The sequence below is a fragment of the Streptomyces sp. JHA26 genome (genome assembly GCF_002005565.1).
GTDB lineage: Bacteria > Actinomycetota > Actinomycetes > Streptomycetales > Streptomycetaceae > Streptomyces.
In genome coordinates this window covers 41,131-67,453 of record NZ_BDJC01000018.1, presented here as the reverse complement: position 1 = coordinate 67,453, position 26,323 = coordinate 41,131, and the positions used below count along the sequence as shown (strand labels likewise).

The 26,323-nt window shown below is 72.9% G+C and carries 23 protein-coding genes; 15 read left to right on the top strand and 8 right to left on the bottom strand.

Annotation, left to right across the window (positions count from 1 at the left end; all coding sequences use genetic code 11):
* Positions 1-267 precede the first annotated feature (267 nt).
* Both JHAT_RS13920 and JHAT_RS13915 read right to left on the bottom strand, forming a co-directional pair.
* Entirely contained in the window at positions 268-1,488 is a 1,221-nt protein-coding gene (locus JHAT_RS13920) for an acetyl-CoA C-acetyltransferase (RefSeq protein WP_077798465.1), read from the bottom strand.
* A 289-nt stretch (positions 1,489-1,777) separates the two neighbouring features.
* Positions 1,778-2,803: an SGNH/GDSL hydrolase family protein gene (locus JHAT_RS13915; RefSeq protein ID WP_077798464.1), complete on the bottom strand. Its 1,026-nt coding sequence runs from the start codon at positions 2,801-2,803 to the stop codon at positions 1,778-1,780.
* A 168-nt stretch (positions 2,804-2,971) separates the two neighbouring features.
* Here JHAT_RS13915 and JHAT_RS13910 point away from each other — a divergent pair, with 168 nt between their 5' ends.
* Positions 2,972-4,360, top strand: a complete 1,389-nt coding sequence (locus JHAT_RS13910) for a cystathionine beta-synthase (protein ID WP_077798463.1) — start codon at positions 2,972-2,974, stop codon at positions 4,358-4,360.
* A 316-nt stretch (positions 4,361-4,676) separates the two neighbouring features.
* Here JHAT_RS13910 and JHAT_RS13905 read toward each other — a convergent pair whose 3' ends face one another.
* The gene (locus JHAT_RS13905) at positions 4,677-5,084 is read right to left on the bottom strand and encodes a hypothetical protein (RefSeq protein ID WP_171990888.1); all 408 of its coding nucleotides are present in this window, start codon (positions 5,082-5,084) and stop codon (positions 4,677-4,679) included.
* Positions 5,085-5,284: 200 nt separating this feature from the next.
* Here JHAT_RS13905 and JHAT_RS13900 point away from each other — a divergent pair, with 200 nt between their 5' ends.
* The gene (locus JHAT_RS13900) at positions 5,285-6,127 is read left to right on the top strand and encodes a MurR/RpiR family transcriptional regulator (RefSeq protein WP_077798461.1); all 843 of its coding nucleotides are present in this window, start codon (positions 5,285-5,287) and stop codon (positions 6,125-6,127) included.
* Between the two features lie 91 nt (positions 6,128-6,218).
* Positions 6,219-6,803, top strand: a complete 585-nt coding sequence (locus JHAT_RS13895) for a hypothetical protein (protein ID WP_077798460.1) — start codon at positions 6,219-6,221, stop codon at positions 6,801-6,803.
* A gap of 91 nt (positions 6,804-6,894) precedes the next feature.
* On the opposite strand, the gene JHAT_RS13890 is transcribed toward JHAT_RS13895, so the two are convergent.
* Positions 6,895-8,295 carry a diaminopimelate decarboxylase gene (locus JHAT_RS13890; protein ID WP_077798459.1) on the bottom strand — a complete coding sequence of 467 codons (1,401 nt, stop codon included), beginning with the start codon at positions 8,293-8,295 and terminating at the stop codon, positions 6,895-6,897.
* A 161-nt stretch (positions 8,296-8,456) separates the two neighbouring features.
* Here JHAT_RS13890 and hutU point away from each other — a divergent pair, with 161 nt between their 5' ends.
* Genes hutU through hutI form a run of 4 tightly spaced genes read left to right on the top strand, consistent with a single transcriptional unit; the run spans position 8,457 to position 13,904 of the window.
* Positions 8,457-10,130: a urocanate hydratase gene (gene hutU / locus JHAT_RS13885; RefSeq protein ID WP_077798458.1), complete on the top strand. Its 1,674-nt coding sequence runs from the start codon at positions 8,457-8,459 to the stop codon at positions 10,128-10,130.
* Positions 10,127-11,344, top strand: coding sequence for an allantoate amidohydrolase (locus JHAT_RS13880; protein ID WP_077798457.1), 1,218 nt, complete (start codon positions 10,127-10,129; stop codon positions 11,342-11,344). Before hutU ends, JHAT_RS13880 begins: the two co-directional genes overlap by 4 nt.
* Positions 11,341-12,690, top strand: coding sequence for a formimidoylglutamate deiminase (locus tag JHAT_RS13875; RefSeq protein ID WP_077798456.1), 1,350 nt, complete (start codon positions 11,341-11,343; stop codon positions 12,688-12,690). Before JHAT_RS13880 ends, JHAT_RS13875 begins: the two co-directional genes overlap by 4 nt.
* Positions 12,691-12,728: 38 nt before the next feature.
* Positions 12,729-13,904, top strand: a complete 1,176-nt coding sequence (gene hutI / locus JHAT_RS13870; protein ID WP_077798455.1) for an imidazolonepropionase — start codon at positions 12,729-12,731, stop codon at positions 13,902-13,904.
* A gap of 246 nt (positions 13,905-14,150) precedes the next feature.
* Here the strand turns inward: hutI and JHAT_RS13865 are convergent, their stop codons facing one another.
* Positions 14,151-15,077, bottom strand: a complete 927-nt coding sequence (locus JHAT_RS13865) for an RNA polymerase sigma factor SigF (protein WP_171990884.1) — start codon at positions 15,075-15,077, stop codon at positions 14,151-14,153.
* Between the two features lie 239 nt (positions 15,078-15,316).
* On the opposite strand from JHAT_RS13865, the gene JHAT_RS13860 reads away from it, so the two are divergent.
* Both JHAT_RS13860 and JHAT_RS13855 read left to right on the top strand, forming a co-directional pair.
* Positions 15,317-15,694 (top strand): STAS domain-containing protein, encoded by a 378-nt coding sequence (locus JHAT_RS13860; RefSeq protein WP_077798454.1) that lies wholly within the window; start codon positions 15,317-15,319, stop codon positions 15,692-15,694.
* A gap of 176 nt (positions 15,695-15,870) precedes the next feature.
* On the top strand, positions 15,871-16,437 hold the full coding sequence (locus JHAT_RS13855) for an ATP-binding protein (RefSeq protein ID WP_077798453.1): 567 nt from the start codon (positions 15,871-15,873) through the stop codon (positions 16,435-16,437).
* Between the two features lie 490 nt (positions 16,438-16,927).
* Here JHAT_RS13855 and JHAT_RS13850 read toward each other — a convergent pair whose 3' ends face one another.
* Positions 16,928-18,424: an MFS transporter gene (locus JHAT_RS13850; RefSeq protein WP_077798452.1), complete on the bottom strand. Its 1,497-nt coding sequence runs from the start codon at positions 18,422-18,424 to the stop codon at positions 16,928-16,930.
* Positions 18,425-18,972: 548 nt separating this feature from the next.
* Here JHAT_RS13850 and JHAT_RS13845 point away from each other — a divergent pair.
* Positions 18,973-19,650: a response regulator transcription factor gene (locus tag JHAT_RS13845; RefSeq protein WP_077798502.1), complete on the top strand. Its 678-nt coding sequence runs from the start codon at positions 18,973-18,975 to the stop codon at positions 19,648-19,650.
* 35 nt (positions 19,651-19,685) lie between these two features.
* Complete coding sequence (gene draK / locus JHAT_RS13840) at positions 19,686-20,957, top strand: two-component system sensor histidine kinase DraK (protein WP_077798451.1); 1,272 nt, start codon at positions 19,686-19,688, stop codon at positions 20,955-20,957.
* 30 nt (positions 20,958-20,987) lie between these two features.
* Here draK and JHAT_RS13835 read toward each other — a convergent pair whose 3' ends face one another.
* Positions 20,988-21,569: a GtrA family protein gene (locus tag JHAT_RS13835; protein ID WP_077798450.1), complete on the bottom strand. Its 582-nt coding sequence runs from the start codon at positions 21,567-21,569 to the stop codon at positions 20,988-20,990.
* A gap of 165 nt (positions 21,570-21,734) precedes the next feature.
* On the opposite strand from JHAT_RS13835, the gene JHAT_RS13830 reads away from it, so the two are divergent.
* From JHAT_RS13830 to JHAT_RS13815, 4 genes are all read left to right on the top strand, one after another.
* A complete protein-coding gene (locus JHAT_RS13830) occupies positions 21,735-22,877 on the top strand; it encodes a 5-(carboxyamino)imidazole ribonucleotide synthase (protein WP_077798449.1) in 1,143 nt (380 codons plus the stop codon).
* Positions 22,874-23,398 carry a 5-(carboxyamino)imidazole ribonucleotide mutase gene (purE, locus tag JHAT_RS13825; RefSeq protein ID WP_077798448.1) on the top strand — a complete coding sequence of 175 codons (525 nt, stop codon included), beginning with the start codon at positions 22,874-22,876 and terminating at the stop codon, positions 23,396-23,398. Before JHAT_RS13830 ends, purE begins: the two co-directional genes overlap by 4 nt.
* A gap of 5 nt (positions 23,399-23,403) precedes the next feature.
* On the top strand, positions 23,404-24,582 hold the full coding sequence (locus tag JHAT_RS13820) for a dipeptidase (RefSeq protein ID WP_077798447.1): 1,179 nt from the start codon (positions 23,404-23,406) through the stop codon (positions 24,580-24,582).
* A gap of 177 nt (positions 24,583-24,759) precedes the next feature.
* Complete coding sequence (locus JHAT_RS13815) at positions 24,760-25,890, top strand: dipeptidase (RefSeq protein ID WP_077798446.1); 1,131 nt, start codon at positions 24,760-24,762, stop codon at positions 25,888-25,890.
* A 35-nt stretch (positions 25,891-25,925) separates the two neighbouring features.
* Here JHAT_RS13815 and JHAT_RS13810 read toward each other — a convergent pair whose 3' ends face one another.
* Positions 25,926-26,318, bottom strand: coding sequence for a VOC family protein (locus JHAT_RS13810; RefSeq protein ID WP_077798445.1), 393 nt, complete (start codon positions 26,316-26,318; stop codon positions 25,926-25,928).
* Between the last annotated feature and the right edge of the window lie 5 nt (positions 26,319-26,323).

The following is a 26,323-nucleotide window of genomic DNA, read 5'->3' as shown; positions in this document are numbered from 1 at the left end:
ACCCCCGACTTCCTACCTCAGCTTGAAGGGCGGACTGACCGTCTGTCAGTGCGTAACGTCACGAAACGGGCAGGACTTTGGACCCGCGGGGTGCCGGTGCAACCGACCTGACCTGCGTAAATCAGGGCAACGGGAGAGGTAGGTCACATCCTGGGGGAGTTTGGATCACGAATCGGCCCGGAACCCCGTGTCCACGGGGTTCCGGGCCGAGGGGTGACGCTGCGCCCCCGAGCGGCTACCGACGGCTCTGCGGCGGCCGTCGCCGGTTCAGCTGAGGCGCTCGATGACCATGGCCATGCCCTGGCCGCCGCCGACGCACATCGTCTCCAGGCCGAACTGCTTGTCGTGCCACTGGAGGGAGTTGATCAGCGTGCCGGTGATGCGGGCGCCGGTCATGCCGAAGGGGTGGCCGACGGCGATGGCGCCGCCGTTGACGTTCAGCTTCTCCAGCGGGATGCCCAGGTCGCGGTAGGAGGGGATGACCTGCGCGGCGAAGGCCTCGTTGATCTCGACGAGGTCGATGTCGTCGATGGTCAGGCCGGCGCGGGACAGCGCCTGCTTGCTCGCCTCGACCGGGCCCAGGCCCATGATCTCGGGGGAGAGGCCGGAGACGCCGGTGGAGACGATGCGGGCGAGCGGGGTCAGGCCCAGCTCGCGGGCCTTGGTGTCGCTCATGATCACGAGGGCGGCGGCGCCGTCGTTGAGCGGGCAGCAGTTGCCGGCGGTGACCAGGCCGTCGGGGCGGAAGGCCGGCTTGAGACCCGCCACGCCCTCCAGGGTGACACCGGCGCGCGGGCCGTCGTCCTTGGACACGACGGTGCCGTCGGGGAGGGTGACCGGGGTGATCTCGCGCTCCCAGAAGCCGTTCTTGATGGCCTCCTCGGCGAGGTTCTGGGAGCGGACGCCGAACTCGTCCATCTCCTGGCGGGTGACGCCCTTCCAGCGGGCGAGGTTCTCGGCGGTCTGGCCCATCGCGATGTAGGGGTCGGGGACGAGGCCGTCCTCACGCGGGTCGTGCCAGGTGGTGCCCTCCTGCTGGGCGACCTCGGCGGTGCGGGCCTCGGCCTCGGCGAAGAGGGGGTTGCGGGTGTCCGGCAGGCTGTCGGAGTTGCCCTTCGCGAACCGGGAGACCATCTCGACGCCGGCCGAGATGAAGACGTCGCCCTCGCCGGCCTTGATGGCGTGCAGGGCCATGCGGGAGGTCTGGAGCGACGAGGAGCAGTACCGGGTGACGGTGCAGCCGGGCAGGTGGTCCATGCCCATCTCGACGGCGACGATCCGGCCGAGGTTGTTGCCCTGCTCGCCGCCGGGCAGGCCGCAGCCGAGCATCAGGTCGTCGATGTCCTTCGGGTCCAGCTCGGGGACCTTGGCGAGGGCCGCCTGGATGATCGTGGCGGCCAGGTCGTCGGGGCGCAGGTCCTTCAGGGAGCCCTTGAAGGCGCGGCCGATGGGGGAGCGGGCGGCTGAGACGATCACGGCTTCGGGCATCACGGCTCCAGTGGCGTCGCGGGGATGAGGCGGCTGGTTGGGAAGTTACCCGGACGTATGGCCCGGGTCACGGGTACGGCGGTGTGACATGGACCGCAACTTTCTAAGCGCTTGCTTGGGTCTCCGGCGGTTCTGCGGACGTGGGCCCCCGACGCTTCCGTGGACCTGGGGTGGCGGTGCGGTGCGGTGTGGCCGTGACCGGGTGCGGGACGTGTGCGTCTGATCGCGCGGCCCCCCCCGTGCCCCGCAGGGGAGCGGAAGGCGTCCCCGGTGCGACGTGCGCCCCGTCCTACCTCGGCTGTGCCGACGTCACCGGCTCCGCCTCCGACACCCTCCGGCGCCGCCGGCGCTTGAGCAGGGCCCAGGGGCCCCGCGGGCCCGTGGGCATCGCCGCCGCGACCTCCGTGCCGGCCTCGTCCGCGGCCTCGGCCGCCGCCCGGGCCACCGGCAGGAAGCCCTCCCGGCGGGCGACGTCGGGACGCTCCTCCTCCGCCGGCCACAGGCCGAGCGCCGCGCAGACCGACGGCAGGACCGCCATCGCCGCCGTGGCGTAGCCCTCCGCGGACGGGTGGTAGTTGTCGGGGCCGAACAGCTCCCGCGGGTTCTCGGCGAACTCCGGTCCCAGCAGGTCGCCCAGCGACACCGTGCGCCCGCCCTGCTCCACGACGCCGATCGTCTGCGCCGCCGCCAGCTGCCGCGAGGTCCGCCGGGCCAGCCAGCGCAGCGGCTGCGGCACCGGTTCGATCGTGCCGAGGTCCGGGCAGGTGCCGACCACCACCTCCGCCCCGGCCGTGCGCAGCCGCCGTACCGCCGTCGACAGGTGCCGCACCGAGCGGGTGGCCGGCATGCGGTGGGTGACGTCGTTCGCGCCGACCATGACCACGCAGATGTCGGGCGTCCGGCCCGGATCGGCGAGCACCAACGACACCTGCCGGTCCAGGTCGTCCGAACGCGCCCCCGGCACCGCGACCGAGGTCAGCTCCACCGGCCGCTCGGCCACCGCCGCGAGCCCCGACGCCAGCAGCGCGCCCGGCGTCTGGCCGGCCCGGTGCACGCCCTGCCCGGCGGCCGTGGAGTCGCCCAGCATCACCAGCCGCAGCGGCGCGTCACCGGCCGCCGTGAGGGTGCCGCCGTACAGTCCCTGCGCGTTCGGCACCCGGTCGGGCGTACCGATGCCCACCCGGCGCCTGGCCAGCTGCACCTCCGCCAGCAGCAGACCGACCGCGGCCGCACCGGCCACCCCGATCCCGCCACCGCCGTACGCCGCGCCGGCCGCGATCCGCCGGGCCACCCTCGCCCTCGACATGCTCGTCATACGTCGCCGCCACCTCCATCGAGCCGTACACCCACTGCTTGCCCCGTACGGACGGTCGCCCAATCTCGACGGGGAGTGAACGACCGACACAGGGCATCGACGGCCCGGCAGGCCCTAGGCTGGCGGAACCAATCACGACCACATCTTTTGCGGCATCCGGAGACAACGGTGCATTTCCACGACTCGATGATCAGCCTCGTCGGCAACACCCCGCTGGTGCGGCTCAACAGCGTGACCAAGGGCATCAGGGCCACCGTCCTGGCCAAGGTGGAGTACTTCAATCCGGGCGGCTCGGTGAAGGACCGCATCGCCCTGCGCATGATCGAGGCCGCCGAGCAGAGCGGCGAGCTGAAGCCCGGCGGCACCATCGTCGAGCCGACCAGCGGCAACACGGGCGTCGGCCTCGCCATCGTGGCCCAGCAGAAGGGCTACAAGTGCATCTTCGTCTGCCCCGACAAGGTGTCCACGGACAAGATCAACGTGCTGCGCGCGTACGGCGCCGAGGTCGTCGTCTGCCCGACGGCGGTCGACCCCGAGCACCCGGACTCCTACTACAACGTCTCCGACCGCCTGGTCCGCGAGACGCCGGGCGCCTGGAAGCCGGACCAGTACTCCAACCCGAACAACCCCCTCTCCCACTACCACTCGACCGGCCCCGAGCTGTGGGAGCAGACCGAGGGGAAGATCACCCACTTCGTGGCCGGCGTCGGCACCGGCGGCACCATCTCCGGTACCGGGCGCTACCTGAAGGAGGCCAGTGAGGGCCGGGTGAAGGTCATCGGCGCCGACCCCGAGGGGTCCGTCTACTCCGGCGGCTCCGGACGCCCCTACCTCGTGGAGGGCGTCGGCGAGGACTTCTGGCCCACGGCCTACGACCGCGACGTCGCGGACGAGATCGTCGCCGTCTCCGACAAGGACTCCTTCCAGATGACCCGCCGCCTCGCCAAGGAGGAGGGCCTGCTGGTGGGCGGCTCCTGCGGCATGGCCGTCGTCGCGGCGCTGGAGGTGGCCGAACGGCTCGGCGAGGACGACGTGGTCGTCGTCCTGCTGCCGGACAGCGGCAAGGGCTACCTCAGCAAGATCTTCAACGACGAGTGGATGGCCGACTACGGCTTCCTGGAGGACGCCGGCCCCAGCGCCCGCGTCGCCGACGTCCTGAACGACAAGGAGGGCGGCTCCATCCCCTCCCTCGTCCACATGCACCCGGACGAGACCGTCGGCCAGGCCATCGAGGTGCTGCGCGAGTACGGCGTCTCGCAGATGCCGATCGTCAAGCCCGGCGCCGGCCACCCGGACGTGATGGCCGCCGAGGTCGTCGGCTCGGTCGTGGAACGCGAGCTGCTGGACGCCCTGTTCACCCAGCGCGCCTCGCTCCAGGACCCGCTGGAGAAGCACATGTCGTCCCCGCTGCCGCAGGTCGGCTCCGGCGAACCGGTCGCCGACCTCATGTCCGTGCTCGGCACGGCGGACGCGGCGATCGTCCTGGTCGAGGGCAAGCCCACGGGTGTGGTGAGCCGTCAGGACCTGCTGTCCTTCCTCGCCAAGGGGGGCAAGTAGAAGGACCGCGTCCGGTCTTCGCGGAAGTGGTACGCGCGCGTCACGTCCGCGCAGCACACCCTTAACACGAGGACGGCACAGTAAGGGGTGTCGGCAAGGGCGGTGGGGGTGCCTCCCGGGCGTCGAGCCCGGGGGAGGGCACCCGCCCCGGCCGACACCGAACGGCGTCGAGGACCTTCCGGAGCGGCTCCCGGACCTCCACGGACGCCACGGACGCGCCGCCCGGCCGTGAGGCCCGGCGGCGCGTCCCCCGCGGGGACCGTCGTCGTCCCGCCCCCCGGTGACGGGGGTGCGGCGGTCCCCGCGCAGTCCTTCCTCAGTCCTCCCCGGCGCGGCGGTGCCCGAAGAGCCCCGGGTTGGTCCGGACGGCCTGTACGACGTTGACCCCGACGATGCCCGCCCAGGTGGTCAGCAGACCGGGGAGGTGGGCGACGCCGCCGCCGATCGCCGAGAGCGGGACGGCGAGGACCAGCGAGACGATGCCGAAGCCGAAGCGCTCACCGAAGGTGTCGGTGGCCTTCGGCGACCGGCCGTCCCGGACCGCCGTCATCTGCTGCTCGGCGAGATGACGGCGCACCCGGCGCTCCACCGCCCCGTCGATGCGCTGGTCGACCTTCTCCAGGAACGAGTCGACCAGCGCGGACTCGTACTCCTCGCCCAGCTCCCTGCGGGTCTGCAGGGTGGCGTCGAGTTCCTTCTTGAGGTCGGCGTCCCGCGCGTCCATTCCCGTCATGACAGCCACGGTAGGCGGCCGGGAGCGCCCCGACACGGGGGCTAGCCCCCGTTCTCACCGGGGGACGGCCGGTGCCGGGTGCCGCTCGTCGCGAGCGCGGTCGCCCGGCCGAGCGTCGTGCGTCCGGCCCGTTCGCCTGTATAACGGTATGCAGAATCCCGGACACGTGAAGAGGCGGAGGGGAGCGCGTCATGAGCGGGACCGACGGTCCGGCCGCGCGGCTGCAGGCGCTCTTCGAGGGACACCGGCTGACGCCGACCCAGCGGCGCATCGCGCACAGCATGGTGCGGCGCGCGCCCGACGTGCCCTTCCTGTCCAGCGTGGAACTCGCCGAGCTGGCCGGGGTCAGCCAGCCGTCCGTGACCCGCTTCGCGGTCGCCCTCGGCTTCGACGGCTACCCGGCGCTGCGCCGCCACCTGCGCGAGGTCGCCCCCGCGGAGCCGGTGCCGGACACGGGCTCCCTCAACGAGTACCAGCAGGCCGTGGAGGCCGAGATCGCGAACCTGCGGCACCTGGCGGAGGTACTGGCCGATCCGGGGCCGGTGAGGGAGGCGGGCCGGGTCCTCGCGGGCAGCCGGCCGCTCCCGGTCCTCGGGCTGCGGGCGGCGGCCGCCCAGGCGCACGGGTTCGCCTACTTCGCCGCCAAGGTGCACCCCGACGTCCGCCTCCTCGACGAGGGCGGCACGATGCTCCACGACCGCATCGACGCCGCCGTCCGGGCCGGGGCGAGCGCCCTGCTCTGCTTCGCCCTGCCCCGGCATCCGCGCGAGGTCGTCGACACGCTCGCCCACGCCAAGGAGGCGGGGCTGACGGTGGTGACGGTCGCCGACTCCGCCTTCGCGCCGGTCGCCAAGGTGTCCGACCTGCTGCTGCCCGCCGCCGTCGGCACGGGCCTCGCCTTCGACACCGCCTGCGCGCCGATGCTGCTCGGGCGGGTGCTGCTGGAGGCGATGTGCGACGACCTGCCGGACGCGCAGGCCCGGCTCGAGGAGTTCGACGCCAAGGCGGTGGCCCGGGGCCTGTTCGTGGAGTGACCCGTCCGGCCGACGGGTTCTCAGATTCGTCTCAGCTTCCCCCGCTACAGTGCGGCGCCCGGCAACAGGACGCGGACGAGGAGGCGGGAACGTGGCACGCGGAGGACAGGGACTGGCTCGGGTCGCCGTCGTCGTACGGGCGGGGGCGGCGCCGTTGTGGTGGCTGGGCGTACTCGCGGCGGGCGTCGGCGTGCTGGTGCCGGGCCTGACCGGGCGCCGGATCGGCGTCCTGGCCGGTGCGGCGCTGTTCGTCGTGGCGACGGCCGTGGTGGCCTCCGTGCGCCGCAAGCGGTACACCGCCCTGGCCGGCTCGGCCGCCCGCGCGAGCAGGCACGACGTGCTCCAGGACCGTGCGGTGACCGTGCGCAACTGGCGCCGGGGCCACCGCTGGTGGCTGCTGCTGGCCTTCCTCGCCGCGCTCGGCAGCGCCTTCGCCGTCCCGGCGGCGGCCGGACTGCTGATGGCGGGCTGCGGCGCCGGCCTGTGGCTGAAGTCCGCCTGGATCGGCCGCCGCGAGCAGGACGGGGACGCCCTGCTGTGGGTCCGCGTGGACTGGCTCACCCGCACCGCCGGCCGCCCGGCGGGCAAGGCGGTCAAGGCCTACCGCAGCACGGGCATCGCGGCCGGCGACGCGGCCCCCGGCGGGGCGCGGCGCAAGACGCCGGCGCTGGTCTGACCGAAGGCGGGGACGAGGGCGGGGGGCGGCGCGCAGCGCCCCCCACCAGGAGTGCGGGGAACCGCGCGACCGGCCACGACACACCCCCGGGCTACAGACCCCCGGACCCTCCACGGCGCGCGGCTTCGGTCAGCGCACCGGCGTACGCACCACCCGCCTCGGCCACGATCTCCTCGACGGTCTGGGCCTCCCGCACGGTCGCGAGGACGACGTCCCCGTCGCCGCCCCCGGCGAACCCGTACACCGCGGGCCGCGCCAGCGAGTTGTACGCGTAGTGGTGCGCGAAGTAGTACGCCCCCGTGTCCAGCGCCGCCGCGTAGTCCCCCTGCTCCAGCAGCGGCAGCGCACGCCCCGCCGCCAGCAGGTCCCCCGCGAAGCAGGCCGGTCCCGCCACGTCCTGCACCACCTCCGGCCCCTCCTTCGGCAGCCCCTCGGCGTCGTACGCGGCGATCCGCAGCGGCCACGCCCCCGGGGCGTACACCGTCCGCGTCGCCACCTGCACGCCCGCGTGCGTCACCGCGACCGGCCGGCCCCCGGCGCTCTTGGCGTACTCCACGCGCGCCACGACCGTGCCGTGCTCGGCCAGCAGCGACCGCCCGAACTCGGTGACCAGCCCGTACCGCCCGTCGAACAGCCCCGGCACCGCATCGCGCAGCACCCGCGCGTACTCCGCGTACGTCGGCGTCGTCTCCTCCGAGGCGAAGTTCACCGGCAGCCCGCCGCCGATGTCGAGCGTGTCCACCTGCCGGCGTCCGGCCCGCTCGTTGATCTCCTCGGCGAGCGCGTACGCCTGGGCCACTCCCTCGGCCATCAGCGTCAGCGGGATGCCCTGGGAGCCGGTGTGCGTGTGCAGCCGGGTCAGCCACGGCCGGTCCAGATACGCCCGCACGACCCACGCGCGCGCCCCCTCGTCGCGCAGCGCCACCCCGAACTTCGAGGTCGCCGTGGCCGTCGACAGGGCCTCGATGGAGCCCCCTCCGACCTGCGGGTTCACCCTCAGGCCGAGCGGGGACCGGCTCCGCCCCGCCGCCGTCAGGGCGTCGATGCGCTCCAGTTCCTGCGGGTTGTCCGCGTTGACGGCGATGCCCAGCGCCAGTGCCTCGCTCAGCTCGCCCGGCGTCTTGGCGGGCGAGTCCAGCACCGTCCGCTCCGCGGGCACCCCCGCGGCCCGCGCCAGGGCCAGCTCGCCCGGGCTCGCGACCTCGGCGCCGATGCCCTCCTCGTGCAGCAGCCGCAGCACCGGGACCAGCGGACACGCCTTCACCGCGAAGGCGTGCAGCACGGGCGTCCCGGGCGCCGTCACCGCGTCGAACGCCGCCCGCAGCGCCGCCGCCGACTCCCGGATCCCGGCGACGTCCAGCAGCCCGACGACCGGGGCGTCCGGTCCGAGCAGCCCCTGCTTCACCGCCGCCCGCACCGCCTGGTCCCGCCGGGCGGCCCGCACCGCGCCGGTGCCGTCCAGATCACCGCTCGTGCCCGTGCCGTCGCTCACGCGATCCTCCGTTCCCTCGCCGCCTGTCCGACGCGTCCAGCCAAACACCCGCGACGGGCCCGCGCCGGGACACGGCCGTATTGACTAGTTCTATTCATGAAGCGAGGATATGAATATCCGCAGTAACAATCCGCCGGGAGCAAGCCACCAGGAGGCAGACCATGTCCGGACCTCGTCCTGTCCGAGCGCCACGCGGTACCGAGCCGAGCGCCCTGGGCTGGCAGCAGGAGGCCGCCCTGCGGATGCTGCAGAACAACCTCGACCCCGAGGTCGCCGAGCACCCCGACAAGCTCGTCGTCTACGGCGGCACCGGCAAGGCGGCCCGCGACTGGCGCTCCTTCGACGCCATGGTCCGCACCCTGCGCACCCTCAAGCAGGACGAGACGATGCTCGTCCAGTCGGGCCGCCCCGTCGGCGTCATGCAGACCCACGAGTGGGCCCCGCGCGTCCTCATCGCCAACTCCAACCTGGTGGGCGACTGGGCCAACTGGGAGGAGTTCCGCCGCCTGGAGGCCCTCGGCCTGACCATGTACGGGCAGATGACGGCCGGCTCCTGGATCTACATCGGCACCCAGGGCATCCTCCAGGGCACCTACGAGACCTTCGCCGCCGTCGCCGCCAAGAAGTTCGGCGGCACCCTCGCCGGGACCATCACCCTCACCGCCGGCCTCGGCGGCATGGGCGGCGCCCAGCCCCTCGCGGTCACCATGAACGACGGCGTCGCGATCTGCATCGACTGCGACCCCCGCGCCATCGACCGCCGCATCGAGCACCGCTACCTCGACGTGAAGGCCGACTCCCTCGACCACGCCCTGCAGCTCGCCACCGAGGCCCGCGACCGGCGCAGGCCGCTGTCCGTCGGCGTCCTCGGCAACGCCGCCGAACTCGTGCCGCAGCTCCTCGCGATGGGCGCTCCCATCGACATCGTGACCGACCAGACCTCGGCCCACGACCCGCTCGCCTACCTCCCCGTCGGCACCGCCTTCGAGGACATGGCCGACGCCGCCGCCAAGGACCCGGCCGGCTTCACCACCCGCGCCCGCGAGTCCATGGCCCGGCACGTCGAGGCCATGGTCGGCTTCCAGGACGCCGGCGCCGAGGTCTTCGACTACGGCAACTCCATCCGCGGCGAGGCCCAGCTCGCCGGGTACGACCGGGCGTTCGCCTTCCCCGGCTTCGTCCCCGCCTACATCCGCCCCCTGTTCTGCGAGGGCAAGGGCCCCTTCCGCTGGGCCGCCCTGTCCGGCGACCCCGCCGACATCGCCAGGACCGACAAGGCCATCCTCGAGCTCTTCCCGGAGAACGAGTCGCTGGCCCGCTGGATCAAGATGGCCGGCGAACGCGTCCACTTCCAGGGCCTGCCCGCCCGCATCTGCTGGCTCGGCTACGGCGAGCGCGACAAGGCCGGCGAGCGCTTCAACGACATGGTCGCGAGCGGCGAGCTGGCCGCCCCGATCGTCATCGGCCGCGACCACCTCGACTGCGGCTCCGTCGCCTCCCCCTACCGCGAGACCGAGGCCATGCTCGACGGCTCCGACGCCATCGCGGACTGGCCGCTGCTCAACGCCATGGTCAACGTGGCCTCCGGCGCCTCCTGGGTCTCCCTCCACCACGGCGGCGGCGTCGGCATGGGCCGCTCCCTCCACGCCGGGCAGGTCACGGTCGCCGACGGCACCGCCCTGGCCGGCGAGAAGATCCGCCGCGTCCTCACCAACGACCCCGGCATGGGCGTCATCCGGCACGTCGACGCCGGGTACGACATCGCCGAGTCGGTCGCCGAACAGCGGGGCGTGCGGGTGCCGATGCGCGAAGGCGACGAGGGCGGCGGCGCGTGAGCTTCCACAGCATGTGGGCGGAGCTGCTGCCGGTCGGCCGCAGCTCCGCCTCCGGCGGCTACCGCCGCTTCGCCTGGACCGGCGCCGACGCCGACTGCCGGGCCTGGTTCCGGCAGCAGGCCGAGGACCGCGGCCTGACCCACGAGGTCGACCGCAACGGCAACCAGTGGGCCTGGCTCGGCGACCCGTCCGCCGGGGACGCCGTCGTCACCGGCTCCCACCTGGACTCCGTCCCCGACGGCGGCGCCTTCGACGGACCCCTCGGGGTGGTCTCCGCCTTCGCGGCCCTGGACGAACTGCGCCGCAGGGGAGCGCGGATCACCCGGCCGCTGGGCATCGTCAACTTCGGCGACGAGGAGGGCGCCCGCTTCGGCCTCGCCTGCGTCGGCTCCCGGCTCACCTCCGGGGCGCTCACCGTCGAACAGGCCCACCGCCTGACCGACGCCGACGGCATCACCCTGCCGCGGGCCATGGAGGCCGCCGGATACGACCCGGACGCCCTCGGCCCCGACCCCGAACGGCTCGACCGCATCGGCGCCTTCGTCGAACTCCACGTCGAGCAGGGCCGCGCCCTCGACCTGTCCGGCGACCGGATCGGCATCGCGTCCGCCATCTGGCCGCACGGACGCTGGCGGTTCGACTTCCGCGGCGAGGCCAACCACGCCGGCACCACCCGCCTCGCCGACCGCCGCGACCCCATGCTGTCCTACGCCGAGACCGTCCTCGCCGCCCGCCGCGAGGCCGAACTCGCCGGTGCCGTCGCCACCTTCGGCAAGATCGCCGTCGAGCCGAACGGCGTCAACGCCATCCCCTCCCTCGTCCGCGGCTGGCTCGACTCCCGCGCCGCCGACCAGGCGAGCCTGGACACCGTGGTCACCGGCATCGAGAAGGCCGCCCGCGAGTACGCCGCCGCCCACGGCGTCGACCTCGACGTCGTCCGCGAGTCCTTCACGCCCGTCATCGAGTTCGACCACGCCCTGCGCGACGAACTCGCCCGCATCCTGGGCACCGACACGGACCTGAAGGTCCCCGTCCTCGGCACCGGCGCCGGACACGACGCCGGCATCCTCTCCGGACGCGTCCCGACCGCCATGCTGTTCGTACGCAACCCCACCGGCGTCTCGCACTCCCCGGCCGAGTACGCCGCCGAGGACGACTGCACGGCCGGGGTGACCGCACTCGCCGACGTACTGGAAGGGCTGGCCCGCACGTGACCTCCCCCGAACGGACCCGCACGTACTGGCTGGAGCACGCCTGGCTCGGCACCCACGTCGAGCCGGGCGTCGCCGTGGACGTGAGCGACGGCCGCATCGCCGCCGTCCGTACGGACGTCCCCGCTCCGCCCCCGGGCGCCGAGATCCTGCGCGGGCTGACCCTGCCGGGACTGGCCAACGCCCACTCGCACGCCTTCCACCGCGCCCTGCGCGGCACCGTCCAGGTCGGCTCCGGGACCTTCTGGACCTGGCGCGAGGTCATGTACTCCGTCGCCGACCGGCTGACCCCCGAGGCCTACCTCGACCTCGCCCGTGCGGTGTACGCCGAGATGGCCCTGGCCGGCATCACCACCGTCGGCGAGTTCCACTACGTCCACCACGCCCCCGGCGGCACCCCCTACGCCGACCCCAACGCCATGGGCGAGGCCCTGATCGAGGCAGCCGCCCAGGCCGGCGTCCGCATCACCCTCCTCGACACCTGCTACCTGTCCTCCGGCTTCGGCGAGCCCCCGAACACCCACCAGCTCCGCTTCTCCGACGGCACGGCCCAGGCCTGGGCGGAACGCTGTTCAGTTCTCAAGGAACGGGATCACGTACGGATCGGAGCGGCGATCCACTCCGTACGGGCCGTGCCCGCCGAGCAGTTGGCGACCGTGGCGCACTGGGCCGAGGAACGGCGGGCCCCGCTGCACGTGCACCTGTCCGAGCAGACCGCCGAGAACGACGCCTGCCGCCAGGCCCACGGCTGCACCCCGACCCGCCTCCTCGCCGACCACGGCGTGCTCGGCCCCCGCACCACCGGCGTCCACAACACCCACCTCACCGACGAGGACATCGCCCTGCTCGGCGGCAGCCGCACCGGCACCTGCATGTGCCCGACCACCGAACGCGACCTCGCCGACGGCATCGGCCCCGCCGCCGCGCTCCAGGCCGCCGGCTCCCCCCTCTCCCTCGGCTCCGACAGCCACGCCGTCGTCGACCTGCTGGAGGAGGCGCGCGCCATGGAGCTGAACGAGCGGCTGCGCACCCGCACCCGCGGTCACTGGACCGCCGCCGCCCTGCTGCGCGCCGCCACCGCCGACGGCCACGCCGCGCTCGGCTGGGACGACACCGGCCGCATCGAGGCCGGCGCCCGCGCCGACCTCACGACGATCGCGCTGGACTCGGTCAGAACAGCGGGGCCACTGCCCCGGCTCGGCGCCGAGACGGCCGTATTCGCGGCGACGGCAGCGGACGTACGGCACACGGTCGTGGGCGGGCGGCACGTCGTCCGCGACGGGGCGCACACCCTCGTCCCCGATGTGCCCGAGGCCCTCGCGCGGGCCGTCGAAGCCCTGCGCGCCTGACCATCCGACCCCGCCCCCACGAGGACGTCACGGACACCATGAGCAGCAGCACCGTCATCACCAACATCGCCGCACTCGTCACCAACGACCCCTCCCTCGGCGACCACTCCCCGCTCGGTCTGGTCCGGGACGCGGCCGTCGTCATCGAGGGCGACCGCGTCGTGTGGACCGGTGGATCAAGCAAAGCACCCGCCACTGACAACCGGGTCGACGCCGGCGGCCGGGCGGTCCTGCCGGGCTTCGTCGACTCCCACTCCCACCTGCTCTTCGCGGGCGACCGCACCGAGGAGTTCAACGCCCGCATGTCCGGCCGCCCCTACAGCGCCGGCGGCATCCGCACCACCGTCGCCGCCACCCGCGCCGCGAGCGACGAGGAACTGGAGGCGGGGCTCACCCGCTACCTCGCGGAGGCCCTGCGGCAGGGCACCACGACCTTCGAGACCAAGTCCGGCTACGGCCTGACCACCGCCGACGAGTCCCGCGCCCTGCGGATCGCCGCCCGCCACACCGACGAGGTCACCTTCCTCGGCGCCCACGTCGTCGCGCCCGAACTCGCCGACGACCCCGCCGCCTACGTCGCCCTGGTCACCGGCGAGATGCTCGACGCCTGCGCCCCGCACGCCCGCTGGATCGACGTGTTCTGCGAGAAGGGCGCCTTCGACGGCGACCAGGCCCGCGCGATCCTCACCGCGGGTCAGGCCAGGGGTCTGCACCCGCGCATCCACGCCAACCAGCTCTCCTACGGCCCCGGCGTCCAGCTGGCCGTGGAACTCGACGCCGCCAGCGCCGACCACTGCACCCACCTCACCGACGCCGACGTGGACGCCCTCGCGAACAGCCGCACGGTCGCCACCCTGCTGCCCGGCGCCGAGTTCTCCACCCGCGCCCAGTGGCCCGACGCCCGCCGTCTCCTCGACGCCGGCGCCACGGTCGCCCTCTCCACCGACTGCAACCCCGGCTCGTCCTTCACGTCCTCCGTCCCCTTCTGCATCGCGCTCGCCGTGCGCGACATGGGGATGACGCCGGACGAGGCCGTCTGGTCGGCCACCGCGGGCGGGGCGGCGGCCCTGCGCCGCGACGACGTCGGCCGCATCGCCCCCGGCGCGTACGCCGACCTGACGCTCCTGGACGCCCCGAGCCACGTCCACCTGGCCTACCGGCCCGGCGTGCCGCTGGTCGACGCGGTGTGGCGGCGCGGCGTACGCGTGGTGTGACGCCGACGTCCGCCGGTCCCGTCGCCCCGAGTCGTCCGTCCGCCCCCTCGCGCACCGCGCCGCCACGGCACCGGTCCTGACGTGCCGACCGGTCCGTGGGCGCCCGTGGCGGGGAACGGGGCCCGGGAGAGGGGAGGTTGCCGCGGGTGACGGCGGGCGCCCGCCGTTCGCCGGGCGTGCGGAACCCGGAGGGGGACGGCCCGGCCCGGACCGTCCCCCTGGAGGACAAGCGTCACGCGGTGAGGATCAGTCCTCGACCGTGAGCCCCTTGCGCAGGCGTACCAGCGTCCGCGACAGCAGCCGGGACACGTGCATCTGGGAGATGCCGAGCTCCTCGCCGATCTCCGACTGGGTCATGCCCGCCACGAAGCGCAGGGACAGGATCTTCCGGTCCCGGGGCGGGAGTTCGGCGATCAGCGGCTTGAGCGACTCGACGTACTCGATGCCCTCGAGCCCGTGGTCCTCGTAGCCGATGCGGTCGGCGAGCGCGCCCTCCGCGTCGTCCTCCTCCGGCTGGGCGTCCAGCGAGGAGGCGGTGTAGGCGTTGGAGGCGGCCATGCCCTCGACGACCTCGTCCCTGGACAGGCCGAGGTGCTCGGCCAGTTCGGACACGGTCGGGGCGCGGTCGAGGCGCTGGGCCAGCTCGTCACCGGCCTTGGCCAGGTCGAGTCGCAGCTCCTGCAGCCGGCGCGGGACGCGCACGGACCACGAGGTGTCGCGGAAGAAGCGCTTGATCTCGCCGATGATGGTCGGCATCGCGAAGGTGGGGAACTCGACACCGCGCGACATCTCGAAGCGGTCGATCGCCTTGATCAGGCCGATGGTGCCGACCTGGACGATGTCCTCCATGGGCTCGCTGCGGGAGCGGAAGCGGGAGGCGGCGAACTTGACCAGCGCGAGGTTGAGCTCGACGAGCGTGTTGCGCACGTAGGCGTGCTCGTGCGTGCCTTCCTCCAGCGATTCCAGCCGCACGAAGAGGGTCTTGGACAGGGCTCGGGCGTCTGCCGGAGTCACCTCGTCGTAAGCGGGGATGTCCGGAAGCCCAGCGAGTGTGCCGTCGTGGTCGACGGCGGCGTCATGATGCGCGATGGGATCCAGATGTTCCGGAGGGAGTGTCGACGTCGCCTCCTGGGTACGCGATCCGTCGAGCCGGGGTGACATGATGTCCTCCATCGTTCTCGGCATACGGCTGCCGAAGCCGATTGCGTGCACTGTGCGGTGTGCGGCGCCTCCAAAGCCGGCCGTGTCGGGTACGTGTTCCTCTAGCCCTACCGGGTTTACCGAGCCCACCGCAAGTGTGTTCTGTGTGGGTATGTCCGTTTGCGTGTAGTTGTTCGGGTGACGGAGTGCCGCCGGAAGGCGTAGTGTTCGAGTGCGTCAGCAGGCAGTCACGACGTCGGGAGAGAGACGGCATGGACCGCGGGACGGTCGGCAGCGCACAGTCGGGCCGGCTTCTGGTCGAGGTGCGCGAAGAAGGCCCCAGTGCCGTCGTGACCCCGGCGGGTGAGCTGGATCACCACACCGCCGATCTGTTGCGTGAGCCGCTGGAGGAGTGCCTCGCCAAGGGGTTCAACCGGCTCGTCGTCGACTGTGCGCGCCTGGAGTTCTGCGACTCCACGGGACTCAACGTCCTGCTCGGCGCACGGTTGAAGGCGGAGGCCGCGGGGGGTGGCGTCCATCTCGTGGCCATGCGGCCGGTGGTGGCGCGCGTGTTCGAGATCACGGGGGCCGAAGCGGTCTTCACCCTCCATGACACGCTTGAGGCGGCCCTGTCGGACGAATCCGGCTGAGCCGTCGCCGTCGGGCGCGGCGGGTCTCGTGCGGCCTCCGGGGCCGGCGTTCTCCCCGCCCGTGTTCCGTGGCGAATACAGGGGTGTTCCGCCGGTCCGGTCGGGCAGGAGACTCCTGACTGTGACTGTGTACGACTTTGAAACGTGAACTGGTGAATCGGTGAGGTGAAGCGCTGATGAGCACCACCCGGCCCTACTCGCCGGGCGACCGCGGTCCGGAGCCCAGCGGCGCTTCCGGCGCGTCCGAGGAGGACGTGGCCGAGGCCGGCGGGCCCACGGGAGGCGGCGCGTCCGCTCCTGGGACCGGTGTGCCCGCTTCCGCGGCCGTGACCGGCCCCCAGGTCCGCAGGCTGAGCTTCGACGACCAGAGCGGTGTCGTCCCGCTCGCCCGCGACTTCACCCGCCAGGCGTTGTACGCGTGGGGCTGGCTGCCCTCCGCCACCGCCGACCAGCGCGCCGCCGCGGAGGACGTGCTGCTCGTCGTCTCCGAGCTGGTCACCAACGCGTGCCTGCACGCCGAGGGACCGGACGAGCTGTCGATCACCTGCGACAAGAAGGTGATCCGGCTGGAGGTCTCCGACCGCGGCGCGGGCCAGCCAGCACCCCGCACCCCGCACCGCGCGGGCCGCCCCGGCGGCCACGGCATGTTCATCGTGCAGCGGCTGTGCCTGGACTGGGGCGTCGTACGGACGCCGGGGGTCGCGGGCAAGCGCGTGTGGGCGGAACTGGGCGCGCCGGCGTAGCACGCCCACCGCCCGGCCGTGCGTCCGTCTTCGGGCTGCGGTCCGGTTCGGCCTGTCCGCGTCTCCGGGGCGCCGTCCGAGTCGGCCCGCACGTCTCCGGGCCGCCACTGCCCGGCTCGGCCGACGGCGGACCGCCACAGGGCGCCGTTCGCCATGTGCCGGGCTTCCGGGCGTCCTCCCGAGCCCCCGTCCCCCGAGGCCGCCACGACGGCCCGCACCACGACGGCCCGCACCACGACGACCCGCGCCCCGGTGGCCCGCCCCGGGCCCGCGTCATCCGGTGCCGTCGGGACGCCTCCCCGCCGCCCGCCCGTGCCGCCCCCGAGGGCGCCTCCCGGAGCGGGCGTTCGGGCACCGGGGGAGGAGGTGCCACCGACCCCGCGGTCGACGACGACGCCCGCCCAGGAGCCGACACCCCCGAACGCCCGGAGGGCCACCGCATCCCCACGGATGCGGTGGCCCTCCGGAAGCAAGGTCCGACCGGCAGGACTCAGCGGACGTCGCCCATGAGCTCCTTGACGCGCTTGCGGTACATCCACACCGCGACACCGGCGACCACGGCGAGCGTGGCCTCCAGGGCGACGATGCCCGTCTTGTTCAGGTCGACCCCGGCGATGGAGAGCAGACCGGTCGTGGCGTCACCGGCGGTGACGGCCAGGAACCAGACGCCCATCATCTGGGAGGCGTACTTCACCGGCGCCATCTTCGTGGTCACCGAGAGGCCGACCGGCGAGAGCAGCAGCTCACCGCAGGTCTGGACGAAGTAGATCGCCACCAGCCACAGCGCGGCCGCCTTGTGGCCGCCGTCCGCGATCGCCAGCGGGGCCAGGAAGAGGAAGAAGGACGCGCCGACCAGGACCAGGCCGAACGAGAACTTCACGATCGTGCTCGGCTCCTTGCCGCGGCGGGCCAGCGCCAGCCACAGGGAGGCGAAGACCGGGGCCAGGGCCATGATGATGACCGGGTTGACCGACTGGTACCAGGAGACCGGGAACTCCCAGCCGAGGACGCTGTTCTCGGCGGAGGAGTCGGCGAAGATCGACAGCGTCGAGCCGCCCTGGTCGTAGATCATCCAGAACACGGCCGCGGCGACGAAGAACCAGATGTACGCCGACATCTTCGACTGCTCGGCCCGGTCCAGCGACTTGTCGCGCTTGATGCGGGTCAGCACCAGGATCGGGATGATCACGCCGAGCAGGGTCAGCGGGACCAGGATCCAGTTCAGCGTGTAGTGGCCGGAGAAGCCGACGATCGCGTAGAACACGACGGCGATCGCGGCCCAGAACGCGGCCTTGCGCAGCGTCGAGGTCTTCTCCTCCACCGACAGCGGCTTCGGGACGACGCTGGAGTGCGGGTCGAGGTGGCGGCTGCCGATCAGGAACTGGACCACACCGATCGCCATGCCGACCGCGGCGAGCGCGAAGCCCAGGTGCCAGTTGACGCTCTCACCGATGGTGCCGATGGTCAGCGGCGCCACGAAGGCACCGAGGTTGATGCCCATGTAGAAGACGGTGAAGCCACCGTCGCGGCGCGGGTCGTCCGGACCGTCGTAGAGCTGGCCGACCATCGTCGAGATGTTGGCCTTCAGCAGACCCGAGCCGATGGCGACCAGACCGAGCCCCGCGTAGAACGTGCCCGAGGAGGGCAGCGCCAGCGTGAGGTGACCGAGCATGATCACGCCGCCGGCGATGGCGACGGTCTTGCGGGGACCCCAGACGCGGTCGCCGAACCAGCCGCCCGGCATCGTGAGCAGGTACACCAGCGACAGGTACACCGAGTAGATCGCGGTCGCGGTGCCGGCGCTGAGGCCGAGACCACCGGGAGCGACGAGGTACAGCGGGAGCAGAGCCCTCATGCCGTAGTAGGAGAAACGCTCCCACATCTCGGTCATGAAGAGAGTGGCCAGTCCGCGGGGGTGGCCGAAGAAGGTCTTCTCGGAACCGGGGGTGCCCGGGCGGACCGAGTCCTTCGTCAGGCTGGACGCCATGGTCGTTCCTTGCTGTCGGGACGCGCTCATGAGGCGATGCGCGCCCGGTGGGGGGGCAGCCGGCACCGGCGGCCTCGCCCGTCCGACCCCACGCCTGAGGGGTTCGCCCCGGATCACGGAACGATGGACGGCGACCACCGGGATCCACGCCTCCGCGCGCTTCTCTGCACGCGATGAGGCCCGGCCACAGGTCATTCCTTTCAAGGCCGGCCGTGGACCGGCCCGCACGCGAAAGAGACCTTCAGCGTCGAACTGTCGCCAAAGGTCCTCTGGGTGCTACAGGCGCTGATTCACCATACGGCAGGACACCGCCCGGTATGGAAGGACTTGAGACGCGGATCACAGGTGTCGACGGAACCGCGGACGGTCTTTCGAAGGTCCATCCCAGGATGGCATCCCACAGACGCAGGTGCGCGCCCGGGGCGTCGGCGCACGTCGAACGGCCCGCCCCGCACGCGGGCGCGGCGTTCGTCCGGCGTGTCCGGAGGGAGGAGGCCCCCGCGCCGATCACGCCCCGGACGCTGCTCCGAGCGGACTACCATCAGCTCATGACCCGTGTACTGCTCGCCGAGGACGACGCGTCCATCTCGGAGCCACTGGCCCGCGCACTGCGCCGGGAAGGGTACGAGGTCGAGGTGCGTGAGGACGGACCCACCGCACTCGACGCCGGGATGCAGGGCGGCATCGACCTGGTGGTGCTGGACCTCGGGCTGCCCGGCATGGACGGACTGGAGGTCGCCCGCCGGCTGCGTTCCGAAGGGCACGCCGTGCCGATCCTGATCCTGACCGCCCGCGCCGACGAGGTGGACACCGTCGTCGGCCTGGACGCCGGAGCGGACGACTACGTCACCAAGCCCTTCCGACTGGCCGAGCTGCTCGCCCGGGTCCGTGCCCTGCTGCGGCGCGGTGCCGCCGAGCCCCAGCAGCCGCCCGCCACGCACGGCGTGCGCATCGACGTCGAGTCGCACCGCGCCTGGATGGGCGACGAGGAGCTCCAGCTCACCGCCAAGGAGTTCGACCTGCTGCGGGTCCTGGTGCGCGACGCCGGCCGGGTCGTCACCCGCGACCAGCTGATGCGCGAGGTCTGGGACACCACCTGGTGGTCGTCGACGAAGACCCTCGACATGCACATCTCCTGGCTGCGCAAGAAGCTGGGCGACGACGCGGCCAACCCCCGCTACATCGCCACCGTGCGCGGCGTGGGCTTCCGTTTCGAGAAGAACTGAGCCCCCCGGGGCCGCACGCGGGTACGTAGGGGAACATGCGCCGCCGACTGATCCAGTCCACGCTCGCCGTGGTGCTCGTCGTGATCGCCGTCTTCGGCGTCTCCCTCGTGATCGTCGAGGCCCGGACGATCAGCACCGCCGCCCAGGAGCGCGTGGACCTGGAGGCGGTGCGGCTGGCCAGCATCGTGGACAGCCGGCTGCTCGGCACCGGTTCCGTCGACGCGAGCTTCCTGCGCGAGCAGGTCGCGGACGCCCGGTACGCCGTGATCCGCATCCCCGGCGAGCCGGTCATCGAGGTCGGCGGCAAGCCGGAGGGCGACGTCATCCGCGGCAGGGCCACCGGCGAGGAGGGTGAGACGGTCCTCGTGGAGGAACCGCGCTCCTCGGTGACCCGGGAGGTCGGCCGGACCCTGCTGATCATCGGCCTGGTGGCGCTGCTCGCGGTGATCGCCGCGGTGCTGCTGGCGATCCGCCAGGCCAACCGCCTCGCCTCCCCGCTGACCGACCTCGCCGAGACCGCCGAACGCCTCGGCTCCGGCGACCCGCGCCCCCGGCACAAGCGCTACGGCGTCCCCGAGCTGGACCGCGTCGCGGACGTGCTGGACGCCTCCGCCGAGCGCATCGCCCGGATGCTCACCGCCGAACGCCGCCTGGCCGCCGACGCCTCCCACCAGCTGCGCACGCCGCTGACGGCGCTGTCCATGCGACTGGAGGAGATCACCCTCACCGACGAGCCGGAGACGGTGAAGGAGGAGGCGACGATCGCGCTGTCACAGGTGGAGCGGCTGACGGACGTCGTGGACCGGCTGCTGACGAACTCCCGCGACCCGCGCAGCGGCTCCGCCGTGACCTTCGAGCTGGACGACGTCATCCAGCAGCAGATCGCCGAGTGGCGCCCCGCCTACCGCAGCGAGGGGCGGGCCATCGTCAGCTCGGGCAAGCGGCACCTGACGGCCGTGGGCACGCCGGGCGCGGTGGCGCAGGTGCTGGCCGCGCTGATCGAGAACTCCCTGATGCACGGCGGCGGCACGGTGGCCCTGCGGACCCGGGTCACGGGCAACCAGGCGGTCGTCGAGGTCACCGACGAGGGGCCGGGCGTCCCGGCCGACCTGGGGGCGCGGATCTTCGAGCGCACGATCAGCGGACGGAACTCGACGGGCATCGGCCTGGCCGTCGCCCGGGACCTGGCCGAGGCGGACGGCGGCCGCCTGGAGCTGCTCCAGTCCAGGCCCCCCGTCTTCGGCCTGTTCCTGTCCCGGACACCGCCGAAGAAGTCGTCGCCGGACGAGGGGGCGACGGTGCGCTAGGGCCCGTCGTCGACAGGACGTCGACAGACCCTAGCCGTGCCGGCGGTAGGCCGCGGGGGCGCTGTCGGCCTCGCGTACCGCCGCCGGGCGGCCGGGTTCCCCGAGGGGGTCCCGCCGCGTCTCAGGCCGGGGCGCGGGCATCGTGCGGAAGACCCAGCTGCGGTACGACCAGAAGCGGAACAGCGTGCCGAGGCCGATGCCGAGGAACTTGAAGACGTTGCTCTGCAGCGGGCTGTCCCAGCCGAAGCCGTACGTCGCGGTGTAGAGCACGCCGTTCTCGATCACCAGGCCGACCGCGCTGAACAGCAGGAACAGCGTCATCTCACGGGTGCGGCCGCCCTTGTCGCGGTCCCGGTAGGTGAAGTAGCGGAAGCCCAGGTAGTTGAAGACGATCGCGACGACGGTGGCGACGATGCTCGCCCGCACCACCTGGAGGTCGGTCACGTGCCGGACCAGGTTGAAGACGAGAAGGTTGACCAGCACTCCCGCGCCGCCCACCGCGCCGAACTTCAGCGCCTCGCGGACCAGCCGGTCGAGCCGCTGCCGCACGCCGTCCCGGGGTGCGGGGGGCGCCGGGGGAGCCGTATGGGCACCCGAGGAACCATGTCCCATGGTCGTGCAGGCCCCCGTCCGTCGGTTGGCGTCGATCCAGCCATGCTAACCACCGGGGCACGCGATCTTCCCGCGGGCGCCGGTACCGCACGGGAACGGGGCCGGGGGACGGCGGGGAAACGGCCGGTAAACCGGTGGGCCCCGCGCGGCCGATACGCTAGGGGTGTGACGTTCCCGGTAGTCGGCATGGTCGGCGGGGGGCAGCTCGCTCGTATGACACACGAGGCGGGCATCCCGTTGGGCATCAGGTTCAAGCTTCTCAGTGACACCCCTCAGGATTCCGCTGCGCAGGTCGTCAGCGATGTCGTCATCGGCGACTATCGCGACCTCGACACGCTGCGCGCGTTCGCGAGGGGCTGCGACGTGATCACTTTCGATCACGAACACGTACCGACCGAGCATCTGCGGGCTCTCGAGGCGGACGGCATCCCCGTGCGCCCCGGGCCCGACGCGCTGGTCCACGCTCAGGACAAGGGGGTGATGCGCGCAAAGCTGGTCGAGATCGGCGTGCCCTGTCCGCGGCACCGGATCGTGAGCGATCCGGCCGACGTGGCCGCCTTCGCGGCCGAGGACGGGGGAGGCTTCCCGGTCGTCCTCAAGACGGTCCGCGGCGGCTACGACGGCAAGGGCGTGTGGGTCGTCGACTCCGTCGAGGAGGCCGCCGAGCCCTTCCGCGCCGGCGTGCCCGTGCTGGCGGAGGAGAAGGTCGACTTCGTCCGCGAGCTGGCCGCCGACGTCGTCCGCTCCCCGCACGGCCAGGCGGTGGCGTACCCGGTCGTCGAGTCCCGGCAGGTCGACGGCGTGTGCGACACGGTGATCGCCCCCGCCCCCGGCCTGGAGCGGGACCTGGCACTGCGGGCCGAGGAGATGGCCCTCAGCATCGCCAAGGAACTCGGCGTCGTCGGCCACCTCGCCGTCGAGCTGTTCCAGACCCGCGACGGCCGCATCCTGGTCAACGAACTCGCGATGCGCCCGCACAACTCCGGCCACTGGACGATGGACGGCGCGATCACCTCGCAGTTCGCCAACCACGTCCGCGCCGTCCTCGACCTGCCGCTGGGCGACCCGCGCCCGCGCGCACCGTGGACGGTCATGGTCAACGTCCTCGGCGGTGACTACCCGGACATGTACTCCGCGTACCTGCACTGCATGGCCCGCGACCCCCAGCTGAAGATCCACATGTACGGCAAGGACGTGAAGCCCGGCCGCAAGGTCGGACACGTCAACACCTACGGCGACGACCTGGACGACGTGCTGGAGCGCGCCCGTCACGCAGCCGGCTACCTGAGAGGCACCATCACCGAATGAGCCCTGTTGTTGGCATCGTCATGGGGTCGGACAGCGACTGGCCCGTCATGGAGGCCGCCGCCAAGGCCCTCGACGAGTTCGAGGTCGCCTACGAGGTCGACGTCGTCTCCGCGCACCGCATGCCGCACGAGATGATCGCCTACGGCGAGCAGGCCGCCGGCCGCGGGCTGAAGGCGATCATCGCGGGCGCGGGCGGCGCCGCCCACCTGCCCGGCATGCTCGCCTCGGTCACCCCGCTGCCGGTCATCGGCGTGCCGGTGCCGCTGAAGTACCTGGACGGCATGGACAGCCTCCTGTCCATCGTGCAGATGCCGGCCGGCGTCCCCGTCGCCACCGTCTCCGTCGGCGGTGCCCGCAACGCCGGTCTGCTGGCCGCCCGCATGCTCGCCGCCCACGACGAGGACCTCCTCGCCCGGATGCGCGAGTTCCAGCAGGACCTCAACGACCAGGCCACCGAGAAGGGCAAGCGGCTGCGCAACAAGGTCGCGAGCTCGACGTCCGGCTTCGGCTTCGGGAAGTGACGCGGATGACCTCGCAGGAGAAGGCCCGGGAGCTGCTGCGCGAGTTCCCCGTCGTCGACGGGCACAACGACCTGCCCTGGGCGCTGCGCGAGCAGGTCGCCTACGACCTCGACGCCCGTGACATCGCCGACGACCAGTCCGCCCACCTGCACACCGACCTCGCCCGGCTGCGGGCCGGCGGCGTCGGCGCGCAGTACTGGTCGGTGTACGTCCGCTCGGACCTGCCGGGCGCGGTGACGGCGACGCTGGAGCAGATCGACTGCGTACGGCGGCTGATCGCCCGCCACCCGAAGGAGCTGCGCGCCGCGCTGACCGCCGCCGACATGGAGGCGGCCCGCGCGGAGGGCCGCATCGCGTCCCTGATGGGCGCCGAGGGCGGCCACTCCATCGACAACTCCCTCGCCACCCTGCGCGGGCTGTACGCGCTCGGCGTGCGCTACATGACCCTCACGCACAACGACAACGTGGCGTGGGCGGACTCGGCGACCGACGAGCCCGGCGTCGGCGGCCTGTCGGCCTTCGGCCGCGAGGTCGTCCGCGAGATGAACCGCGAGGGCATGCTGGTCGACCTCTCGCACGTCGCGGCGACGACGATGCGGGACGCGCTGGACACCTCCGCCGCGCCGGTGATCTTCTCGCACTCCTCCGCCCGGGCCGTCTGCGACCACCCGCGCAACATCCCGGACGACGTGCTGGAGCGGCTGCCCGCCAACGGCGGCATGGCGATGGTGACGTTCGTGCCGAAGTTCGTGCTCCAGGCCGCCGTGGACTGGACGGCCGAGGCCGACGAGAACATGCGCGCGCACGGCTTCCACCACCTGGACACGAGCCCGGAGGCGATGAAGGTCCACCGCGCCTTCGAGGAGCGCACCCCGCGCCCGGTCGCCACGGTGTCCACGGTCGCCGACCACCTCGACCACATGCGCGAGGTCGCCGGCGTCGACCACCTCGGCATCGGCGGCGACTACGACGGCACGCCCTTCACCCCGGCCGGCCTCGACGACGTCGCGGGCTACCCGAACCTGATCGCCGAGCTGCTCGACCGCGGCTGGTCCCGGGCCGACCTGACCAAGCTGACCTGGAAGAACGCGGTCCGGGTACTGGGCGCCGCCGAGGACGTGGCCCGCGGCATCCAGGCGACCCGGGGCCCGTCCCACGCGACCCTGGAGGACCTGGACGGCTGAGCCGGCTCCTCCTCGAGGGCGGGGCGGCCGGTGCATCCGGTCGCCCCGCCCCCGTACGTCCCGCCCCCGTGCACGAGGCCCCGGGCGCCGTACCCCCGAACGCACCGCCCACCAGGAAGCCCCGCCTGCTCCGTGTGACGGTTGGCCGTAACGCACGACGACCGTACGGAGCCCGCCATGGCAGACCTCCAGGACGACCTGCACACCGGAACCGAGGCCGGCGAGCTCGACGACCTGCCCGTGCCGCTGCCCGACGAGATCCTCCCGCCCCAGCCCTACGCGCCCGTCTCCGACCCCGACGACGAGCCGCTGACCCGGGCCCGCGCCGTACTGGCCGCCCACCCCGTCGCCGACGGCTGCTGCGGGCTGCCCCGGGCGCTCAGGCACCTGCCCTGGTACGACCTGGAGCTCGGCGAGAGCGGCGTCCACACCGACGTGCCCCGGCTGCGCGAAGGACACGTCGGCGCCCTGTTCTGGTCGCTGCACCTGCCCGAGGGCATCGACGGCGACCGGGCCGTCGGCGCCACCCTGGAGCAGCTCGACCTGGTCAAGACGGTCGTCCGCGCCCACCCCGAGGGCCTGCGGCTGGCGTACGACGCCGGACAGACCATCGACGCCCGCAACTGCGGCCGCGTCGCCGTGCTGCCCGGCCCCGCCGGAGCCGCCGCGCTCGGCGACAGCCTCGGCATCCTGCGCTCCCTGCACGCCCTCGGCCTGCGGGTGCTCACGCTGACCGGCACCTCCTGGGCGAGCGAGACCGGACTGACCCGGTTCGGCGAGGAGGTCGTCCGCGAGATGAACCGGCTCGGCGTCCTCGCCGACCTCTCCGGCGCCGGCGAGCAGACCGTCCGCCGCACCGTCGCCGTCTCCAAGGCGCCCGCGCTGTGCACCCGCTCCGCCGCCCGCGCCCTGCGCCCGCACCCGGCCAACCTCCCCGACGACCTGCTCGCCGAGCTGGGCGCGGCCGGGGGGCTGTGCATGGTGCCGCTGGCCGCCGAGCAGACCGGCCCGACCGTCCGGGACGTCGCCGACCACCTCGACCACGTCCGCACCGTCGCCGGTCCGCACGGCGTCGGCCTGTCCGGCACCTACGACACCGGCGCCGCCCACCCGCTGGAGCTCGGCGACGCCTCCTGCTACCCCCGCCTCGTCGCCGAACTGCTGCGCCGCGGCTGGGACGAGGCCGACGTCGCCCTGCTGACCTGGGGAAACGTACAGCGTGTGCTACGGGAAGCGGCCTTCACCGCCCGTGCGACCCAGCTGCGGCGCCAGCCGTCGACCGCGACGATCGCCGCGCTCGACGGCTGAGCACCGCCGGCGTCAACGGCTGAGCACCGCCGGCGTCAGGCGTGCTCGATCCGGCACAGGCAGAACGGATGCCCCGCCGGGTCGGCGTACACCATGAAGTCCTTCTTCTCCCGGTCCTCCAGGTCCAGCGGCCGGGCGCCCAGCGCGAGTACCCTCTCGTGCGCCGCGTCCATCTCCTCCCAGGTCGCCCCGCCGTCGAAGTCGAGGTGGAACTGCTGGGCGTCGCGGTCGGAGCGCGGCCATCGGGGCGGGGTGAGGTCGGACACCCGCTGGAAGGACACCCGCGGCCCTCCCGGCACCTGGAGCACCACCCAGTCCGGGTCCTCCTCGTCAGGAGTGCCGCCCGCGACCTGCGCGTAGAAGCGGGCCAGCGCACGCGGATCGGGACAGTCGACGACGACGGAACGGAAACGTGCCACGGGTGCCATGAGGT

What these genes read in the sequence shown, in the direction of transcription:
- JHAT_RS13920 (WP_077798465.1), bottom strand. Translation starts at nt 1,488, where the DNA reads ATGCCCGAAGCCGTGATCGTCTCAGCCGCCCGCTCCCCCATCGGCCGC.
- JHAT_RS13915 (WP_077798464.1), bottom strand. Translation starts at nt 2,803, where the DNA reads ATGACGAGCATGTCGAGGGCGAGGGTGGCCCGGCGGATCGCGGCCGGC.
- JHAT_RS13905 (WP_171990888.1), bottom strand. Translation starts at nt 5,084, where the DNA reads ATGGACGCGCGGGACGCCGACCTCAAGAAGGAACTCGACGCCACCCTG.
- JHAT_RS13900 (WP_077798461.1), top strand. Translation starts at nt 5,285, where the DNA reads ATGAGCGGGACCGACGGTCCGGCCGCGCGGCTGCAGGCGCTCTTCGAG.
- hutU (WP_077798458.1), top strand. Translation starts at nt 8,457, where the DNA reads ATGTCCGGACCTCGTCCTGTCCGAGCGCCACGCGGTACCGAGCCGAGC.
- hutI (WP_077798455.1), top strand. Translation starts at nt 12,729, where the DNA reads ATGAGCAGCAGCACCGTCATCACCAACATCGCCGCACTCGTCACCAAC.
- JHAT_RS13865 (WP_171990884.1), bottom strand. Translation starts at nt 15,077, where the DNA reads ATGGAGGACATCATGTCACCCCGGCTCGACGGATCGCGTACCCAGGAG.
- JHAT_RS13860 (WP_077798454.1), top strand. Translation starts at nt 15,317, where the DNA reads ATGGACCGCGGGACGGTCGGCAGCGCACAGTCGGGCCGGCTTCTGGTC.
- JHAT_RS13855 (WP_077798453.1), top strand. Translation starts at nt 15,871, where the DNA reads ATGAGCACCACCCGGCCCTACTCGCCGGGCGACCGCGGTCCGGAGCCC.
- JHAT_RS13850 (WP_077798452.1), bottom strand. Translation starts at nt 18,424, where the DNA reads ATGGCGTCCAGCCTGACGAAGGACTCGGTCCGCCCGGGCACCCCCGGT.
- JHAT_RS13845 (WP_077798502.1), top strand. Translation starts at nt 18,973, where the DNA reads ATGACCCGTGTACTGCTCGCCGAGGACGACGCGTCCATCTCGGAGCCA.
- draK (WP_077798451.1), top strand. Translation starts at nt 19,686, where the DNA reads ATGCGCCGCCGACTGATCCAGTCCACGCTCGCCGTGGTGCTCGTCGTG.
- JHAT_RS13835 (WP_077798450.1), bottom strand. Translation starts at nt 21,569, where the DNA reads ATGGGACATGGTTCCTCGGGTGCCCATACGGCTCCCCCGGCGCCCCCC.
- purE (WP_077798448.1), top strand. Translation starts at nt 22,874, where the DNA reads ATGAGCCCTGTTGTTGGCATCGTCATGGGGTCGGACAGCGACTGGCCC.
- JHAT_RS13820 (WP_077798447.1), top strand. Translation starts at nt 23,404, where the DNA reads ATGACCTCGCAGGAGAAGGCCCGGGAGCTGCTGCGCGAGTTCCCCGTC.
- JHAT_RS13815 (WP_077798446.1), top strand. Translation starts at nt 24,760, where the DNA reads ATGGCAGACCTCCAGGACGACCTGCACACCGGAACCGAGGCCGGCGAG.
- JHAT_RS13810 (WP_077798445.1), bottom strand. Translation starts at nt 26,318, where the DNA reads ATGGCACCCGTGGCACGTTTCCGTTCCGTCGTCGTCGACTGTCCCGAT.